Genomic DNA, 17,569 nt, shown 5'->3' with positions numbered 1-17,569 from the left:
CAGCCCTGGCGCTGTTCGGGAGCCATCGTATTGCTCCACTCATAAACCCGCCTACGTTTTACCGATGGACTACTTGTAGCTGCAATCCTATCATTCAATGTACAAATGGGCACCAACCAGGACCGAAACCCCCGGGCCGAGCAGACTGTCTGTCCGTACTGTGGCGTTGGCTGTACGATACAGTACGCGGGCAACGGGAAGGCGACCGGCACAGCGGGGCCAGTGAACACGAAAGGAGAGATCTGTCCAAAGGGCGGGGCCGCGTACGACGTGGTCGAACACGAAGATCGGTTGACCGAGCCACTCGTCCGTGAGAACGGGCGTTTCGCCACTGCACCCTGGGAGACCGCCCTGTCTCGCGTGACCGACCGACTCACGGAAATCATCGACCAGCACGGGCCGGACGCCGTCGAGTTCTTCGCATCATCGAACTGCACGAACGAGGAAAACTACGTCTTGCAGAAGATTGCCCGGATGCTCGGCACCAACAACGTCGACAACTGCGCTCGCCTCTGTCATTCGTCGACGGTCGCCGCGATGAGCGAGCGGTTCGGTGCCGGGGCGATGACGAACACGCTCGATGACCTCGCGGAAACCGACTGTCTGCTCGTGACCGGGGCGAACCCAGCCGAACAGCATCCCGTCATTTTCCGTTCGTACTTTCTGCCGGCGATTCGTAACGGAGCAACGCTCATCCATATCGACCCACGCGAAACAGACACGACCGATGCCGCCGATATCCACCTCGATGTCCGTCCCGGATACGATATCCAACTGCTTAATTCGATGGCGAAGGTCATTCTCGACGAGGGGCTCGTCGACGAATCCTTTGTCGAGGAACGGACGACCGGCTACGCGGACCTGACAGCACACCTCGACGATGTCGATATCGCGTCAGGGGCTGAGGTGGCCGGCGTCGACTCGGAAACCGTCCGGGAGGCGGCACAGGCGTACGCGGAAGCCGATACAGCGGCAATCGTCACCGGAATGGGAATGAGTCAGCACACGTGGGGGACTGACAACGTCCACGCGCTGTTGAACCTCGCGCTGTTGACCGGCAACGTCGGCCAGCCCGGCACCGGTATGAACCCGCTTCGGGGCCAGAACAACGTGCAGGGGGCCGGCGACGTCGGAGCGCTTCCCAGCGTGCTCCCCGGCTACGAACCCGTTACGGACCCGGATGCCCGACAGCGAGTCGCAGACGAGTGGGGCGTCGAGCCGCCGAGCGAACCCGGCCTGACGGAGACGACTGCGACGCACCAGTTCGGTGACGAGATCAAGGCTGCGGTCGTGTTCGGCGAGAACCCGGCTGTCACGGAGCCAAACGCTACCTCTGTCGGAGCCGGCTTCGACGAGCTCGATTTCTGTGTCGTCATCGACCTCTTCGAGACTGCGACCGTCGACCACGCCGATGTCGTGCTCCCGGGAAGCAGTTGGGCGGAGAAATCGGGAACGGTGACCAACACGGACCGGCGGGTGATGCGGATGCGACCGAACGCTGATCTGCCCGGGAACGCCCGCCGTGACCTCGATATCCTCACGGACCTCGGTCAGCGGCTGGTCGGCCAGTCGGACGCGTTCGACTACGACGGACCGGAAGCGGTTTTCGAAGAGCTAACGCGAGTCAATCCGCTGTACGCCGGGATGAGTTACGACGGCATCGGTGATAGCTACCAGCGGTGGCCGTTCCCGGCGGACGCCGATTCCGGAACCGACGTTCTCCATACGGAGACGTTCGCGTCGGGCGAGCAAACCACATCGCTGGCCCCAGTCTCGCCGACGCCGCCGGCCGATGCCGTCACCGGGGAGCAACTCGTTCTCACGACGGGGCGCGTGCTCCAGCACTTCAACAGCGGCGCACTCACTCGACGGTCGGAGACGCTCATGCGAATGCGCGGGGAAGATGTCCTCGAGATCCACCCGGACGATGCCGCCGCTCGCGGTATCGAGGACGGCGATACGGTCGTCGTCGAGAGCGAGCGCGGCAGCGTGACAGTGTCGGCGGCTGTGACGGCGACCATTCGGCCCGGAGTCGTGTTCTGTACGTTCCACTATCTGGACCCGCTCGCAAACGCCCTGACCGGCGATGCGCTCGATCCCGTCGCCGAGATTCCAGAGTACAAGCATTCGGCAGTGGAAGTGCGAACGCCAGCGGCTACCACACAAGAGTAGGAGGGAGCCGTGGAAACTCCAGTGACGGTTGAGAAGGTCGAACTGATACGTTCCGGAGGCAGTATGCAGTTCGGCACTGCAGCGCGACCGACTCTTGCCAGAACCGTATCTCTACCTGCGTCCGTATTTCAACGGACGACGTTCAGCGGACGTCGAGCATCTCTTGGCAGTCAATACGGCGATGAGATGAGTGACTACTGGTCTACTTACGCTGCGTGCAGTCGCAGGCAGATGAGGGTCCCCAGCGTGCAAACGGACGGGTTGAAGCCGTTAGAGACCATTCGGTGCCTGATGAGCGTTTTAGGCACATCACTTACCCGTGTGGGTACTCAATTCGAAGCTACCCTACGTATCATGGTTCCCGGAGAGTCCCTGCCGCATCCGTCGGACGAACACGAGAGATATCCGCCAATTCACTGCGACGCATGTCGGTCTGCACTGCAATCTCCTGATGGTCTGCCGTCGTTCCTGCTTCTCGATCAGCTAACAGTTCCGATTGTAGGCTGTACTGATCACTTGACGCAGTTCAGGTCTGTTTGCGGGTACACGACTACAGCCACCGCTGAACTCCTAGACTACAGACCTGCCGGCAGCGTTAGCTGTCCGAGTTGTCACCTAGCGGTGCACAATCCACAGCAGCCAGTGATTCAGGTTCAGGATGGGGCTGTCGCTGTGCTCGCATGTCCAAAGCACCAGTCAGAGATTATCACCCGATTTCAGACGGGACTGGATACACAGCAACAGTTGACAGCGCAGTTCGACAAGTAGGCTATGAACTGGGGACCGGGTCGAGTATCGCTCACGGGATGAAAATTACTTCCGGAGAGATGCACCGATCACTGCTCGATTGTGCTGCCCCAGTATAGACAGAATCTCCGTCGTTGTTGGTGGTCCAGTTTTTGAACGCCCGACGGAATCTCTACCTCGCTGCGCTCATTGGCGCATCGTTATCGTATCTACCCCGTTCAGTCGTTGATAGCAGTTTAGTCGTCGCTGTCGGCAGCCGCCTCAGTGCCGGCGTCGCGGACCTGGGTTGCCTCACTCTCTACGTTGACGCCTTCCCAGTCGTGGTCCGTGTGGAACCCCTCGCGCTCCTTTGCACTCTGAGCGACACGGATGAACTCCGCCTTGTCGCGGGCCGCAGCGATTGTATGCCCGCCACAGTAGGAGAGCCCGGAGCGGATGCCAGCGCAGAACTCCTCGGCCACAGCAGTGACTGAGCCTTTGTACGGGGTCAGTGCCTCGACACCTTCGTCGGCGCTGACGTTGTTCTGCTTGTCATCACGGTCCTCGGCCGCCGCAGTGGTCGCCATCCCTCGTGATTGCTTGTACCGCGTGCCATCGACTTCGACGACCGCCCCGGGTGCCTCCTCTGTGCCGGCAAAGAGGCTCCCGAGCATTACGGTATCTGCCCCGGCCATGAGGGCCTTCACCGCGTCACCGGACGTGCGAATCCCGCCATCCGCGCAGATAGTAACGTCCAGATCTTCGGCGGCCGTGGCACAGTCATCAACGGCGGTCAGCTGGGGGACGCCAGCACCCACGACCTTCCGGGTGGTACAGTGGGACCCGGGTCCGATACCGACTTTGACACAGTCGGCCCCAGCGGCGGCGAGGTCTTCGACACCCGTGGGCGTCGCGACGTTGCCGGCGATGAGGTCGGTGTCGGGAAATTCTTCGGCGAGAGTTTCGACGGCATCGAGCGACCGGTCGAGGTGACCGTGGGCCACGTCGACGACAAGTGCATCAACACCGGCTGCAATCACGGCCGCGCTCCGTGCGACGTAGTCCTCGTTGATACCGACTGCTGCGCCGATCTGTTCGCCCGCTTCTTTCACCTGCTCGACCTGCTCGGCCTGTTCCTCGGGCGTCAGGAACCGGTGTAGTACCCCGAACCCGCCAGACCGTCCAAGCTCGATTGCCAGTTCCGCCTCCGTAACGGTGTCCATCGCAGCGGAGACGAGCGGCGTGTCCAGTTCGATGGTCGGCGTAAGCGACGTCGAGAGGTCGATGTCGCTCCGACTGTCAACCGGTGACCGCTTCGGGACGAGAAGCACATCGCCATAACTCAATCCAGTACGTAGCTCGTTCATACCCCGCTAATGGAACCCCTCCTAGCACAAAAGGATCTCGAATTAGAGATGCCCCGCTCGTCCCGGCAACCACGACTCGTTTCGCATGGCTAGGCCGCCTCATTTTTAGGTCTGACTAAAAATCGAAGGGTATTTGTTATTTTAGGCTGGGCTAAAATTCATGGCGGAGACTAATCAGGACGGAACGTGGTCGACGCGGAGAGAGTGTGCAAAGTACGGGACCGCGCTGCTGACCACTGGCTCGCTCGCAGGTTGTACTGGGCTTTCGAGTGGAGGTACCGAGTCGGATGAAGCCCGGACACAAACTGACCGGTCCTATTCAGGGACGATGGCACCGGTGGGCAACCTCAGACTTGAGTCGAGTCCGGAGACTATTGTCGGCGGGTGGGGGTTTGAGGAGGACATCCTGACTGCACTGGGGGAGGCCGACAAGCTCGTCGCCGCCGAGGGCAACCAGTTCTGGTTCACCGGCTTCTACGACCAACTTCCCGGCGTAGACGTCCCCGATCCCGAGTCGCTGGAGTTGGTCCGGACAGACGACTGGTCGCTCAGAACCGAGGTTCTCTATGAACTCGACCCGGACCTGTTCGCTACTGACCCGAACCGATTCATTTCGTACTACGGTGCTGACGGGGGCGATATCTCCGAAATCAACGATTCTATTGGGCCCTTCTTTGGGAACGCCAGCCGCCGCAAACGCGGCGACGACTGGCCCACCTGGCCCGGTGGTGAGTCCTACGCCTACTACGATATCCCCGAATTCGTCAGCAGATACGGAGCACTGCTCGGAAAGTTCGAGACAGCCGCTGCTATCAACACCCTCTACGAGCAGGCGCTACAGGAGATGCGGTCGCGCGTTCCACCGGCGTCCGATCGTCCGAGCGTCGGATTGCTCAACGCGCAAATAAACCCCGACAACGAGGGGTTCTTCCGTGCCTACAACCCCAGGACTGAGATCGACAAGGCATACGGAAAAAACAGTACCGAGATCTCGGCATTGTCGACGCGTTCGAGGGCGAGTACGATGGCCAGTCCGGGATCCAGGTCGACTACGAGGCACTGCTGGAGGTCGATCCTGACGTGCTCGTGTTCCACTTCGGCGTCAATTACCGCGACTGGAACGGCGAGGATGCGCTCCGAAGGACAGTCGAAGGGATGCGGGACAGTTCGCTGGGGCAGGAACTCACCGCCGTTCAGGAGGATCGACTATACGTCGGCGGGTCAGCCTATCAGGGTCCGATCATCAATCTCTTCCAGACGGAGATGCTCGGAAAGCAGCTCTATCCCAACGAATTCGGTGAGTGGCCGGGCGAGATCACCGCTGGCGAACTTCCAGAGATTCCCGAGGGCGAACAGCTGTTCGACCGCGAGGAACTCGCAGATATCCTCACTAGAGCGAGCGAAGCTACTGGCTCACAGTAACAGCAGTTCCCTCAGAAGCATGGTTGGAAAAGGTAGGTGTTGCGCTCCTGTAGGAAAGCGGATGACGGGTGGCGATGGGCACCGTGTGTGCCACCCACTGCAGTCAGAGGCACGGATGGGTTCTGGACCCGAGACATGGGGTGGGGCGAGTAGGCGCAAAGTAGGAAAGGGCCCAAAGCGGGGACCAGAACCCATATAATCGTAATTCACCGTTCGACATATTTTTTGTGGTAACTCCTAGCATAGTGGTAATTTCAGTGCAGTCATCACCGGAACGCACGGCTCCGCCAATCATCTAAAAGGATGGGACGTTGCTGTGGGGGTGGGAGAGATGGGGTGCAACGTACCATCGGAAGTCGTCGAAACCGACGACGGATTCCAGCCCGAAGCAATCGTGCGGGAGAATCCAACGCGATTGGGCAGGGCTCAGAACCCACCTAGCTCCGATAGGAGTGTATATAAAGTGCTTGTGATATCCCCTCGCCGTCTGTTGGTTTTGTCGCAAGCCACTCGTTTCTCCCTAGCGTTAGTCCCATCTGCTCACGTTCGGAGTACACCCGGATTCGAACAGCAAGAGAATGGTGGGCAGCCGGGGGGTAGCGTCCACACCATTTGGAGTCAGCATCCACAACAACGGGTTCCGGACCCGGACCGTTTGATGAACGTGATCGGATTCAATGAGGGCGGTGCGGGGACCAGAACCCTATGAAATGGAATGTACTTGGTGTAAAAAATCGTTGTGACGTTTTATCTCATTTTATTCGCTCTGCGATCACTGAGCTTCCGCAATCGCAGCATCGAGAGGTGGGCGATACCCCCACACAGCTAGGGAGGGCCATCACAACCACCGATAGCGACGGCGGTTGCTGGCTGTAGCGTTGCGGACGACCACAACACTGGCCTGTTAGCGGAGACCACGCGACGGAAACTACCACTGACCATGTGTCGTGAAGTATAGATAGGACCCGGCTGGTACCCCGCTGTTAGTCGGGCTGGCGTTCAGAATCACTCACCGCCATCGACAAGCAAGTTCGTAAGCAACAGTAGTCGGCACTGTAATCGTAAGCACCACGAATATGATTTCCTCGACTGTGGGACCCGATTGAGTGATTGCGCTGTAGAATACTAGTGCACCGGTAGCAAGGACACCAACGACGGTCGCGACGTACTCGGGGTGTATCCATCTCTGTTGGGAGGGACTGGAAACCATATGTGAATTGACCGTTGCATCTGTGCTAACTCCTGTGGTTTTCCGAGTTCTTTGTATTGAACGCAGAGATTCGGAATAGTGAGTTATTCCACAGTTTCGAGACCCGTGATCTCGAATCGTGTCCCACCCATCGAACTCTCAGTTGCGCGAATGTCCCAGCCATGAGCGTCAGCGACTCGTTTGACGATGTTGAGGCCCAGACCAGTCCCTGATTCGGAAGTCGAATAGCCAGCCTCGAACACCTTTTCGCGGTCCTCGGCGGGGATTCCAGGGCCGTCGTCTTCGATGTAGAATCCGGGGGTGTCACCGAAGATACCGACGACGACAGTGACATCTAGGCCAGCGTGATCGATCGTGTTCCTGAACAGATTTTCGAGCAGATGCCGGAGTTGATCGGTATCAGCTTTGACTAGTGGTTGGGTATCGGCCTCGCAATCACAGTACAGTTCGGCCTCGTCTGCAGGGTCAGATACGAGCTTCCACGCGGCCTCAGCCGCTGCGTCGATCGCAACAGATTCCAGCGACCCGATCTCCTGTTGCTCCCGCGCTAGCCAGAGAAGGTCCTCTACAATCCGTTCCATCCGGTCAGTCGCTGTCTCGATCACAGCCAGATGATCACCCGAATGTTCGTCCTGGACGAGTTCCAGCCGACCTTGGATGACGTTTAGCGGGTTCCGCAGGTCGTGGCTGACAGTAGCAGCAAACTGCTCTAACTGTTCTTTTTGATCCTGCAGTTCCCGTTCACGTTTTGTACGTTCGGATATGTCCCGACCGCTGCCGACAAGCCCTATCAGGTTACCGTCCTGGTCGGTCAGGCGGTCAGCGGTGAACTCGTGGGGAGTGCGCTTCCCCTCCGAAGTAAGAAAGTCCGCTTCGATTGTCGATTGCTCAGTTGTGAGCGCCTCTTCGATCGCCCCCGCGACTGCGTCCTGTTCGTCTTCCGGAAAAAGACTGACGGCGTCGAGATCCGCGATTTGCTCATCAGTGTATCCGGCCGTCGTCGCGAATTGTTCGTTACAGCGCTGAATGTTGCCTTCAGAATCGAGGACGTAGAATATGTCGGCAAGTGAATCGAGTGCCTGATCGATAAACGTCCGCTCTGCGCGCAGTTCGTCCCGGATTTTCAGCGAGTGTATAGCGTGCGAGATGCTGTTCCCGAGTTCGCCGAGTAATGCCTGTTCGCCCTCAGCAAAGGCAAATGGACGGGACGAATAGACGCACAGGAGACCGTACAGAGTGTTATTGTATTCTAGCGGAACCGCAGCAGTGCTTCGATAACCGCGATCGAGTGCTTCCTCTCGCCAGATCTCGAATCCCGGGTCATCTTGAATATTCTGTACCGTAGCAATGCGTCGTTCCCGGACGGCCGTCCCCGCGGGACCCTGTCCTGTCCGGGAGTTATCTGCAGTGACGACAATAGTGTCGAGATACGCGTCCTCAACGCCGGCCCAGGTCTGTGGCTCGATTCGGTCTGTCTCAGAATCTCGCTCCCCGATCCAGGCGAACCGATAGGGCTCAGAGTCGCTAATGATCTCACAAACGCGAGTTTTGATTTCCGATAGCGAACTCGCTCGGATGAGGGCCTGATCGATGCTACTGACGAGCGCACGAACCCGCTCAAGTTCAGCAGCGCGCTGATTGGTTCGGTACTGTTCGACGGCGTTTTCAATGCGATTTGCGAGGAGTTCGTATCGTTCTGTTCCGTGTCCTTTCCGGAGATAATCGGTTGCACCGGCGGCAATAGCGTCGCTTGCGACCGCTTCGCTCCCCTCACCGGTGAAAAGGATGAACGGAAGATCAGGGTACTCTTTACGGGCGGCTTTGAGAAGTTCGATGCCGTCTTTCTCGGGCATCCGATAGTCGCTGACAATACAGTCAACGGAACGTTCATCAAGCCGGTCAAGCCCTTCAGCAGCACTCGCCGCGGTTATAAGATTGAGTTGATCAGATTGCTGTGCAAGTAGTTCCGATGCCACATCTAAAAAATCCGGTTCATCATCAATATGAAGAACAACGATATTCGACAGCTCTGACATAATATCGAATGTACCTAACTTCGAGCGATAAACTTGCCGACCCAAGTATCAGAATATATACTCTGATAGGGCAGTCATTTATTTGTTGAATTTCGATAGCTATCCGGATGAGGGCAGACAGGCCGCTTGAGACGTAGTTAGGTTGGCTGGCACAGATATTGTTGCCTATTATAATATCACATATAAGAACTGGCGCAGTGGATTCATAAAAGCTCGATGCATAGCTATAGCAATGGTCTATGCAGGTGCCAAGACTCCCGATTCCATTCACCTTCTGTATGTAAACGACGATGGTGACTTTGCTGAGTTGGCGCAGACGAAACTCCTGAATATCTCAACTGTCTTTGACGTGACCGCTGTCGGGAGTATAGAGGCTGCTCTCGACTTGCTTGTAACTTCGACTATCGATTGTGTAGTCACGTCGTACTCATTGCCGGATGGGACGGGAATTGATCTCCTAGATCGGCTACAGGCTGAACAATACGAAGTACCGACAATACTATTTACTGGCCGGGGGAGCGAGCGAATCGCGAGCGAAGCAACCCAGGCGGGCGTCTCCGATTACGTCCCGATCCATTCGGGCCAGAACAGTTTCGAGTTGCTGGCGAGTCGCATCCAAACGCTCACTGAGGCCGCTCGCAAACAAGCGGCCGCCGAGCGACTGTCCGACCGCTTCCAGCGAACGCTGGAGCGGGCAACTGACGCGATTTATGCCGTCGATAGCGAATGGCGCATCGAGTACATAAACGAGAAGATGGCAAAGCGTGTCGACCGCGACCCCGATGCTATCGTCGGGACGATCATCTGGGAAGAGTTTCCCTCGATAGTTGGAACGGAACTCGAAGAGAAATACCGAACCGCGATGGAGACCGGCGACCCGGTGTCGTTCGAACAGTACATTGGCGAACCCTTCGATTACTGGGTCGAAATACGAGCCTTTCCCGACGATGACGGTCTGACTGTCTTTTCACGAGAAACCACGGCGGAGCGGGAACGAGAACTGGAGTTAGAGCGCAGTGAAGCCATCCTCGAAAATATCCACGACGCTGTGTTCGTTCTCGATGACGAAGGGACAATCGAGTTCGCAAACACCGCTTCGAGACGACTGGTTACCGGAGACGGATCGACCAAGATAACGGGACAGCAACTGGAAACGGTCGTGGGAGATCGGATATCCGATTCCGATGCGGACCGGTTCACAGCGGCGGTCGAATCGACGGTCGCTGATATCGAGACCGACGGTGGCGTTACGGGGTTGTACGATACTGACCTGCAACTCGATGTGACGACCGGTGGCGGCAAGCGGACGTTAGATGTCCGCGTCACACCGTTCCGGAGCAACAATGGCCGACAGGTGCTCGTCGTTGCCCGTGACATCACCGAACAGAGCATGGCGAAACAACAGTTAGAGCAGGAGCGAGATGCGCTTCGTGACCTCCAGAGCGTCATGGCAAGGGGCGATATCTCGGCCGAGGCGCGTCTCGAAGAATTGCTCGAACTTGGCTGTCGGACACTCGGGCTCGACATCGGAATCGTCTCACACGTTCAGGGCAATGATTACACGGTCAGGGCAGTACACGCCCCGGATACGGAAATCGAATCCGAGGACCAGTTCGACCTCGAATCGACGTACTGCGCGGAGGTGGTCGGGACAGATGCAGTCTGCTCGTTCGCAGATGCTGTCGCTGATGGCAAAGAAACCCACCCTGCGTATCGTGAGTTGGAGCTGGAATCGTACATCGGTGTGCCACTCATCGTCGATGGAGTCCGGTACGGAACGGTCAATTTTTCCAGTCCGACAACGCGAGTCGCGCCCTTCGGAGCGCTTGAGCAAACGTTCGTGAAGCTACTCTCGGAGCTTGTGAGCGCCGAAATATCCCGGATGCAGGAACAGACCGACCTCAAGCGCCAGGAGTTCCTGTTCGAGCGGGTGCAAGACATCGCAGATATCGGTGTGTGGGAGTATTTTCCATCGACGGACAGCCTCGACTGGTCTGGCGGCGTCCGTCGGATTCACGGGGTTGACGACGAGTACGAGCCGTCACTCGATGACGCACTTGGTTTTTATCACCCTGACGACAGGGAAGAGATTGCGCAGGCAGTCGAGCAGACGATTGCGGACCGAGAACCGTACGACATCGATCTCCGGATCGTTCGGACCGACGGCGACGTGCGCGACGTTCGGGCGTGGGGAGAACGCGTCGACGACCCACAGGACGATGAGCCCGTGCTTCGGGGGGTTTTTCAGGATATCACGGAGCGAAAAGCCCGGGAACGAGCACACCAGGAACTTGCCGAGGAGTACGAGGCACTACTCAACAGTTCCGGTGACGCCATATTCATGCTTGATGTCGATACGGCCGGTAACGATCCAGCGTTCGAGTTTGCTCGACTCAGCCCCGGTTACGAGGCACAGACTGGACTCACAACCGACGAGGTTCGAGGACAAACACCACGGGAAATCTTCGGTGACGAACGTGGTGCCGAACTCGCGGCGAACTACACTCGCTGTGTCGAACAGCGTGCGCCAATCTCGTATCGTGAGGAGTTAGACATCGCTGACGATGCACGGTTCTGGGATACGAGCCTCGCACCAGTCATCCTCGAAGACGAAATCGTCCGGATCGTCGGCATCGCCCGCAACGTAACCGAACAGGTCGAGCGACAACGCAAACTCGAAACAACGAACCAGCGACTTGAATCACTCATCGAAGCGACACCACTCACTGTCATGGAAATCGACACGGACGGGACGGTTATCCGCTGGAACGATGGGGCCGAGAATATGTTCGGCTGGTCACGGGCGGAGGTGCTTGGCGAGGGCAATCCAATGGTCCCGGATGAGCAGCAGGCTGAATTTGAGTCCCACCGACAGCGCGTATTGAGCGGCGATCAAATCCGGGGCAAGGAAGTACAACGGAAGACGAAGACCGGTGAGGTCCTGGATATACTCCTGTCGGTTGCCCCCATCACTGCTCCGGATGGGGAGATAACGAGCATACTGGCCGTTCTAGAGGATATCACTGAGCAGAAACAGTTAGAGTCGAAGCTCCGCTCACTGCAGGAAACAGCACAGCGGCTCAGTGGTGCACAGTCGAGTGTCGAAATCGGCGACATCGCTGTCGAGGCTGCCGTCGATATTCTCGGATTCGAGCTCACCGGTATCTGGGAGTATGCCGATCAAGCCGACGAGCTCGTCCCGCTGACGGCGAGTGCTGCCACGGGAGAACTGCTCGGTGAACTCCCGCGGTTGGAGTCCGGAGAGGCGCTTGCGTGGGAGGCATTCGAGACGTCGGAGGTGCGTCAATACGACGACCTCCAGTCCGAAGTGACACTCGGCAAGGCCGACGCACAACTCAGGAGTGGCCTGTTCGTGCCACTGGGCGAGTTTGGGCTGATCGGCGTCGGAACGACACAGGAACAAACGTTCTCTGAGACAGACGTGGACCTGTTCCAGATACTGGGTACGACTGTCGAGGCGGCATTCACACGGGCAAGCCGGGAAACTGAACTCCAGCGACAGAACGAGCGGCTCGATGAGTTTGCCAGTGTCGTGGCCCACGACCTTCGGAACCCGCTTTCCATCGCCATCGGGTTTCTCGACATCGTCGAAGAGACAGGCGACCTCAGTCACGTAGACCGGATCGAGGCGGCGCATGACCGCATGGAGCGGTTGATCGACGACCTCCTTACGCTAGCGCGCGGTGAGACCACAGTTACGGATACGAAACAGGTCGACCTCAAGACCGTGACGACAGAGGCCTGGGGATACGTCGACACCGCTGAAGCAACGCTGACAGTTGCTGACACGGTCCCGACAGTGGCTGGTGACGCCAGCCGGTTGACGCAACTGTTCGAGAACCTCTTTAGAAACGCTATCGAACACGGTGGAGAAGATGTCACAGTAACTGTCGGGCAACTAGACGGCCGTGGCGGGTTCTACGTCGCGGACGACGGCGACGGGATTCCGCCGGGGAAGCGTGAGGAGGTACTGAAACACGGCGTGACATCTACCAAAGGGGGCACTGGCTTCGGACTCTCGATCGTGGCGGACATCGCCAAAGCACACGGCTGGACCGTCCGTGTGACGGAGAGCACTGCTGGCGGAGCACGGTTCGAGTTTTGCTACTGAGGGACGGGGCGGTCGCGGTTTCTCGGCACCGACAGTGCTGGAACCGACAGAACCAGTGCTACGGCCAGAGCCCACGCGCTTCGTGGGCCTCCGCGATACGGGACAGGGCGACGATGTACGCCGCATCGCGCCACGTGATGTCGCGGTTTTCGAACTCCGTCCGGACTGCGTCCCAGGCCGCCCGCATCTCTTCGTCGAGTTCGTCGTTCACGCGCTCGAGTGACCACGACCGACGGTTGATATCCTGTAGCCACTCGAAGTAGCTCACCGTGACGCCGCCGGCGTTCGCCAAGATGTCCGGGATCACCATGACATCTCGGTCAGCGAGGATGGAGTCAGCAGTGGACGTGGTCGGTCCGTTCGCGCCTTCGACGACGAAATCCGCGGCGATGTCGTCCGCGTTAGCCTCGGTGATGACGTTCCCAAGTGCGGCCGGGATGAGGACGTCGACGTCCAGCGTCAACAGTTCGTCGTTCGAAATCACGGTGTCGGCGTACTCGGTGACCGCTTCCGGTTCCTCGTCGTGTGACGGCACTGCCGCCGTATCGATTCCGGCGGGGTCGTACATTGCCCCGTTCACGTCACTGATCGCGACGACAGTCGCGCCCCGTTCGTCGAGTAACCGTGCTGCGTTCGCGCCGACACTGCCGTAGCCCTGTACTGCGACCGTGGTCTCCGACAGTGGCTGGTCGTAGTACTCACAGACCAACTGTGTGATAATCGCGACGCTCCGACCGGGCGCGTCCTCGCGTCCCTTGCTCCCACCGACAATCGGCGGCTTCCCGGTGATGACACCCGGAATCGTCTCGCCTTCTTGCATGGAGTAGGCGTCCATCAGCCAGGCCATCGTCTGCGGGTCTGTTCCCATGTCCGGGGCGGGAATGTCCAGGTTCGGGCCGATGACCTTGCGGAGTTCCTGTGTAAACCGGCGGGTGAGCCGTTCTTTCTCGTCTCGGCTCAACGTTTTCGGGTTGACGGCGATACCCCCTTTCGCGCCGCCGAAGGGGAGGTCCATTACCGCGCATTTCCAGGTCATCCAGATCCCGAGTCCGACACATTCGTCCCTCGTCACATCGGGGTGATAGCGAAGCCCACCTTTGTACGGTCCCCTGACGCTATCGTGCTGGGCTCGATACCCGGTGAACACTTCGACTGTACCATCGTCCCGCTCAATCGGAACGGTGACTTCGTGGACGTTTCGCGGGTGGTTCAGTCGCTCGACGATGTTCGGGTCGATATCGAGGTGGTCCGCGGCTCGGTGGAGTTGTAGACGGGCTGTTTCGAGCGCTGATTCTGGCTCGGGCGGCGTCGACGAGTCTTCCGAAGGAGAAGCGGAGCTCAGTTCCGATCCCATCGTTATTCCAGCGGTGTCAGTCGATTGCGCATTTCACCGCCACAGTCCTGACAGTTCTCCGGTTGGCTCTCTGCAGTGATGACTTTGCCACACGCAAAGCACTCGTACGGTGTCTCCTCATCGTGGTCTTGCTCGACATCTCTCATGTGTATTCACGAGTGGCGGTGTCCGACCGCCAGTACTCGATTAAGGAATAGAAGGACATCAAAGGAATATTCAGAGGTTAAACAAAGAAGTAGGAGTGTCTTGGGTTGTTTATTATTAAACCCCTTTCACGACTCTAGACTCGAGACGCTCCGATCTTCGAACAGTGTAGTGAACAGCTTCCGCTGGACAGTCCGGACGTGCTGGTAGAACGCCGGCGGAGAGATTTCAAGCATCGCTGCGATGTCCTCACCGGACTTCGTACGCGGTGACTCGAAGTAGCCGCTGTAGTAGGCGGTTTGAATCACTTCGAGCTGGCGCTCCGTGAGGTCCGTGAGGAACTCCGAACTGCGGTCCTGCTCGATACCCCGTTCGAGCGTCTCCTTTCGCTTGAGTTCAACGCCGGAGAACGTGCTGTCGACCAACTGTGCGATGTTTCGAACGTCGACGCTCTGTGGCACATCGACGACGAGTGTCGTCCCGTCCGGGTCCGCAGTCGCTGCCCGGAAGATAGCACCGTGGTCGGCCAGTTCTAAGGCGAGGAACGGCTGTGACAACTCCAGCCGCAGAACGCCACTCCCGGCGTCGTCGTCACTGATCTGTGTCACGTCGTCAATCGACGTCATGTCCGCCGCAGCCGCCGCAACCGTTTGCACGTCAGCGTCTTCGACCGTGACGAACACGCTGTTACCAGCCGGTGCGTGCTGGATGCCTCCCTCGTAAGAGAGGGAACATCCCGCCGACCGGGCAAGTCTCGATAGAAGGAATCGCTCGTCATCGATGTCGAACTCGACGCGAGTCACCGATGTCGTGAGCAGCGCGTGTTTTCGTTCGATGGCACTGAGCGCCGAGGCGATCGTCTCGCCGAGTTCGCGCAACACTGTGCGCGTTGTCTCGTCGAACGCGTCTTTCGTGTCCGCGTAGATGGTGAGGACCCCGTGCCTGAGATCGTTGTACACCAGCGGGATGCTCAACACCGAGAGGAAATCACGGGTGAGCGCGTCAGAACGCCACGGCGCGTTTCGGAGGTCGACGGCGACGTTAGGGATCATCGTCACGTCGCCGGTCGCAGCCGTCTGGCCCGCGGGCTCGGTCTCGGAATCCGCGACGGCGATTGACTGACTGTCGAGATACCCCTGTTCGTTGCCGGCCCACGCTCGCGGTTCGACGGTAGTACCGCCCGGGTCGACGCTCCCGATCCACGCGAACTTGAATCGGTCCGTGTCAGTCAGCCGTTCACAGACAGTGTGGTTGATCTCTTCCTGTGTTTCGGCGCTGACGATCGTCTGATCTATCTCCCGAATCGTGTTGTTGATGTGGTTCAGGGCGGTCAGTTGCTCGTTTTGCCGCTGGAGTTCGCGGTCCTGTTCCCGGAGCTGAGATTCTCGGGCGACCCGGTCGAGAGCAGCCTCGGCGGTCGCTGCGAGCAGGTCGGTGAGTTCCTGCGTCACGTCGTCGAACACCCCGACGGCTGTCGAGCCGCTGACGAACACGCCGTGGTTGCCCAGCGGGATGAACATGACGCTACGGAGGTCGGTCGCCCGGTTTTCCAGCCGGTCCGACGTGTGGACGTCGTCGAACACGAGTGTCTCGTCGTTGACGAAGCTGTGGCTCGGAAGCGTGTCGTCGTTCGTGCGGACGGCCGGAAGTGGCCCATGGTGTTCGGTCATCGCCTGTGACTGTGCGACAGGCTGGAGTTCGTTCGTCTCAGCGTCGTGCAGATAGATGGCGTTCGCGGAGACATCGAACACACTGAGCACGTCATCGACGATGTGCTGAGCGATCTCCTGATTGGTCTCCGTGTAGAGGAACTTCCGTGCGGTTTCCTGCAGCGTCGCCAGCGCTTCCTCGCGCTGTTTCCGTTTCGTGATATCCCGGCAGCTGTACAGCAGCGTCCCGCCCTGAATCGCGACTTCGCGGACGTTGACCAGCAGTGTGTGCTCGTGGCCCGCTTTGTCGGTGACGGTACACTCGATGTTCTTGAGAACGCCCTTCTCTGCGAGTTCCGCACGGTCGAACAGGTCCTCGCCGAGGAGTGTGTCGATCGTTTCCTGCCCGCGGATCTCGTCGTCGGTGTAGCCGAAAATGAAGTGGACGTTCGGGCAGACGTAGGTGTATTCCCCGTCCTCGTTCGTCATGAGGACGGTGTCGGTCATATTGCTGAGCGTGACCCGGTGGAGTTCCTCGGACTGGCGGAGGTCACGGTCGAGGGTGACCTGCTCCGTGATGTCTATCCCTTCGATTACAATCGAGGTGACGTCGCTGAAGTCGTTCCGGACCGGACGGACCGAAAGCTCGATAACGCGGTCCGTGGCTGTGGTCGGCCGATGGACGACCGCGTTACCGAACTGCCCGTCGCGTGCGGCCTCTACGAGTTTCCGGATATCGCGTTCTGTCGCCTCGGACTGGGACCAGCACGGCAGCGTCCAGAACAGGTCGCCGATGACCGCGTCCACGGCCTCGGCGATCATCGCCTGTCCCGTCTGATTCACACGGGCGAGCGAGCCATCCGGGTCGAGGACCCACGTGGCCGTCTGTGCGTCCTGAAAGACGGCGTCGAACTGCCGTGCCCGTTCGCGCTGCGTGATCGCTCGCTGAGCGGACTGGAGTGTCTTCTCGGTTCGCTCGATTAGGTCGTCTATCCGTGGGACGTCTGTGCCTGACAGGGGAACGTAGTCGGAAACGCCGGCCTGAATTGCCTCGCTCGCCAGGGCTTCACTTCCGTCCGTAGTCCCGAGGACGACGGGGAGATCCGAAGCCACGTCCCGGAGCTGTCGGACCAGTTCGATGCCACTCTCATCGTCGAGTGTCTCTCCCGTGACGAGACAGTCGACCGACTGCTGCCGAACGGTATCCAGGGCGTCGGCTGTCGTCATAGCGGTGTGGATAGTGGCCTCGGTACTCGCGCTGAGAGCAGCTGAGAACGGCTCGCTCCAGTTTGTAGAACCGACAACGAGAACCTGCGCTGTGTCGAGTGGACTCCCGGCGTCGCTCATCTGATTCTCC

Annotated in this window: 8 protein-coding genes; 3 read left to right on the top strand and 5 right to left on the bottom strand. The window is 58.9% G+C overall.

Going from position 1 to position 17,569, the window contains the following annotated elements:
• Positions 1-105 precede the first annotated feature (105 nt).
• Positions 106-2,172, top strand: a complete 2,067-nt coding sequence (gene fdhF / locus IEY38_RS12770) for a formate dehydrogenase subunit alpha (RefSeq protein WP_188978337.1) — start codon at positions 106-108, stop codon at positions 2,170-2,172.
• A gap of 983 nt (positions 2,173-3,155) precedes the next feature.
• Here fdhF and IEY38_RS12765 read toward each other — a convergent pair.
• On the bottom strand, positions 3,156-4,265 hold the full coding sequence (locus IEY38_RS12765; protein WP_188978335.1) for a guanosine monophosphate reductase: 1,110 nt from the start codon (positions 4,263-4,265) through the stop codon (positions 3,156-3,158).
• A 1,080-nt stretch (positions 4,266-5,345) separates the two neighbouring features.
• Between IEY38_RS12765 and IEY38_RS21255 the strand changes: the two genes are divergently transcribed.
• Complete coding sequence (locus IEY38_RS21255) at positions 5,346-5,687, top strand: substrate-binding domain-containing protein (RefSeq protein WP_229775296.1); 342 nt, start codon at positions 5,346-5,348, stop codon at positions 5,685-5,687.
• A gap of 1,293 nt (positions 5,688-6,980) precedes the next feature.
• On the opposite strand, the gene IEY38_RS12755 is transcribed toward IEY38_RS21255, so the two are convergent.
• Complete coding sequence (locus IEY38_RS12755; RefSeq protein WP_229775295.1) at positions 6,981-8,933, bottom strand: hybrid sensor histidine kinase/response regulator; 1,953 nt, start codon at positions 8,931-8,933, stop codon at positions 6,981-6,983.
• 232 nt (positions 8,934-9,165) lie between these two features.
• Here IEY38_RS12755 and IEY38_RS12750 point away from each other — a divergent pair, with 232 nt between their 5' ends.
• Positions 9,166-13,065, top strand: coding sequence for a PAS domain S-box protein (locus IEY38_RS12750; RefSeq protein ID WP_188978333.1), 3,900 nt, complete (start codon positions 9,166-9,168; stop codon positions 13,063-13,065).
• A 58-nt stretch (positions 13,066-13,123) separates the two neighbouring features.
• On the opposite strand, the gene gdhB is transcribed toward IEY38_RS12750, so the two are convergent.
• From gdhB to IEY38_RS12735, 3 genes are all read right to left on the bottom strand, one after another.
• A complete protein-coding gene (gene gdhB, locus IEY38_RS12745; RefSeq protein WP_188978331.1) occupies positions 13,124-14,419 on the bottom strand; it encodes a glutamate dehydrogenase GdhB in 1,296 nt (431 codons plus the stop codon).
• A 2-nt stretch (positions 14,420-14,421) separates the two neighbouring features.
• Positions 14,422-14,565 carry a rubrerythrin-like domain-containing protein gene (locus tag IEY38_RS12740; protein WP_005533309.1) on the bottom strand — a complete coding sequence of 48 codons (144 nt, stop codon included), beginning with the start codon at positions 14,563-14,565 and terminating at the stop codon, positions 14,422-14,424.
• Positions 14,566-14,691: 126 nt separating this feature from the next.
• Positions 14,692-17,559 (bottom strand): bacterio-opsin activator domain-containing protein, encoded by a 2,868-nt coding sequence (locus IEY38_RS12735; protein WP_188978329.1) that lies wholly within the window; start codon positions 17,557-17,559, stop codon positions 14,692-14,694.
• Positions 17,560-17,569: the final 10 nt, after the last annotated feature.

Origin of the sequence: Haloarcula sebkhae (genome assembly GCF_014647415.1) — an archaeon.
Lineage (GTDB): Archaea > Halobacteriota > Halobacteria > Halobacteriales > Haloarculaceae > Haloarcula > Haloarcula sebkhae.
Note: the sequence above shows the minus strand (reverse complement) of the source record. Positions and strands in the feature narration are given on the sequence as shown.

Excerpts from the sequence above, each read along its gene's own strand:
- fdhF (WP_188978337.1), top strand. The coding sequence starts at position 106 with ATGGGCACCAACCAGGACCGAAACCCCCGGGCCGAGCAGACTGTCTGT.
- IEY38_RS12765 (WP_188978335.1), bottom strand. The coding sequence starts at position 4,265 with ATGAACGAGCTACGTACTGGATTGAGTTATGGCGATGTGCTTCTCGTC.
- IEY38_RS12755 (WP_229775295.1), bottom strand. The coding sequence starts at position 8,933 with ATGTCAGAGCTGTCGAATATCGTTGTTCTTCATATTGATGATGAACCG.
- IEY38_RS12750 (WP_188978333.1), top strand. The coding sequence starts at position 9,166 with ATGGTCTATGCAGGTGCCAAGACTCCCGATTCCATTCACCTTCTGTAT.
- gdhB (WP_188978331.1), bottom strand. The coding sequence starts at position 14,419 with ATGGGATCGGAACTGAGCTCCGCTTCTCCTTCGGAAGACTCGTCGACG.
- IEY38_RS12740 (WP_005533309.1), bottom strand. The coding sequence starts at position 14,565 with ATGAGAGATGTCGAGCAAGACCACGATGAGGAGACACCGTACGAGTGC.
- IEY38_RS12735 (WP_188978329.1), bottom strand. The coding sequence starts at position 17,559 with ATGAGCGACGCCGGGAGTCCACTCGACACAGCGCAGGTTCTCGTTGTC.